Origin of the sequence: Saccharospirillum sp., from assembly GCF_040881935.1 — a bacterium.
GTDB lineage: Bacteria > Pseudomonadota > Gammaproteobacteria > Pseudomonadales > Natronospirillaceae > Saccharospirillum.
The window spans coordinates 1-1,489 of record NZ_JBBECH010000004.1; the positions used below are offsets into that span (position 1 = coordinate 1).

The following is a 1,489-nucleotide window of genomic DNA, read 5'->3' on the forward strand; positions in this document are numbered from 1 at the left end:
ATCAGTGTGAATGAGCCGCTACAGGGAAAACAGGTGCTGATTTATTGGCGCTTACCATAAAAACACCGTTCCTATAGCTATTGAATTAACGAAAAATTGTATCCCTACATTTCTGATATGGAGCTTGAAACTTAGCCTTGGAGAACGTTTTTTAACCTGCCAACCTGAGCGAAATCAACACGTTAAAACGAATCCCTCCGGTTCTCAACATTGTTCGGTTGCCATGGTTGACCCAATAGTCAAATTCAGGTGTACTCGAAGGTAAGATTAAGTATCTAGCGGTTTAACAGCTAAGGATACCTAGGGTAAGCAGTTGCAAGGCGACACAAGTGGTCGTTTGTAGGGCTACAGTGCCATGCAAACCAGTCGCTTTCATACCAAGGATTACGCATGCAAGCACTCTACGCCCCTGGAGCCCGGGTTGTTATTCGGGATTGTGAATGGATCGTCCGCCGGGCAGACCCGAGTGACGATGGCGGTTATGTGCTCACAGTCGATGGGCTGTCGGAGCTCGTTAACGGGAAGAGTGCTCGTTTTCTGACCAAGTTAGAGGAGGCCGAGAAGGCCATTCGCGTGCTCGACCCGGCCGAAACCCGCTTCGAGCAGGACCTGACCCCCGGCTTTGAAAAAAGCCGCCTGTTTATCGAAACCCAACTGCGCCAGATCACCCCGGACGAGGACAAAATCCACCTCGGCCACAAGGCCGCCATGGATCCGGTGCCTTACCAGCTGGACCCGGCCCTACAGGCGCTTAAGCAGCACCGCCAGCGCATCCTCATTGCCGATGCTGTGGGCCTGGGTAAAACCCTGGAAGCCGGCATCCTGATGACCGAGCTGATGCGCCGTGGCCGGGGCAAGCGCATTCTCGTGCTCACCCTCAAAAGCATGATGACCCAATTCCAGAAGGAGATGTGGAACCGCTTTACCATCCCGCTCACCCGCCTGGATTCCCAGGGCTTGCAGCGGGTGCGCAACCAGATTCCGGGCAATCACAACCCGTTTTACTACTACGACAAGTCGATTATCTCCATCGACACCCTCAAGCAGGACAACGAATACCGCCGTCACCTGGAACAGGCCTACTGGGACATCATCGTCATCGACGAGGTCCACAATGTGGCTGAGCGTGGAAGCAGCTCCCAGCGGGCCAAGCTGGCGCAATTGCTGGCGGGGCGGTCCGACACTCTCATCATGCTTTCCGCCACGCCCCACGACGGTAAAGCTCGCAGCTTCGCCAGCCTGATGAACATGCTGGATTGGCCTATATCCATTTGAATATTGTGTAGAACAAACCATGGTCTAAGCACTTGAGGAGCAATAAGTATGGCTTTTTCAAAGAAAATTGACAATATACTAAATACTCCATTCACCTCTGGTATGAGATCTATTTTGGCATTGGTGCTTGCCCCGTTTATTTTCGCGTTGGGAGTCCAGCGGAGATTGTCAACCGACTTGTCCAATTAACAGGGTTTAAGCTGCGCACTTATTA

Annotated in this window: 1 protein-coding gene; it reads left to right on the plus strand. The window is 52.4% G+C overall.

Annotation, left to right across the window (positions count from 1 at the left end):
- Window positions 1–390: 390 nt before the first annotated feature.
- Window positions 391–1,275, plus strand: a complete 885-nt coding sequence (locus WEB54_RS00270) for a DEAD/DEAH box helicase (protein ID WP_368052644.1) — start codon at window positions 391–393, stop codon at window positions 1,273–1,275.
- Window positions 1,276–1,489: the final 214 nt, after the last annotated feature.

Coding starts and splice junctions, on each gene's coding strand:
- WEB54_RS00270 (WP_368052644.1), top strand. CDS start 391: ATGCAAGCACTCTACGCCCCTGGAGCCCGGGTTGTTATTCGGGATTGT.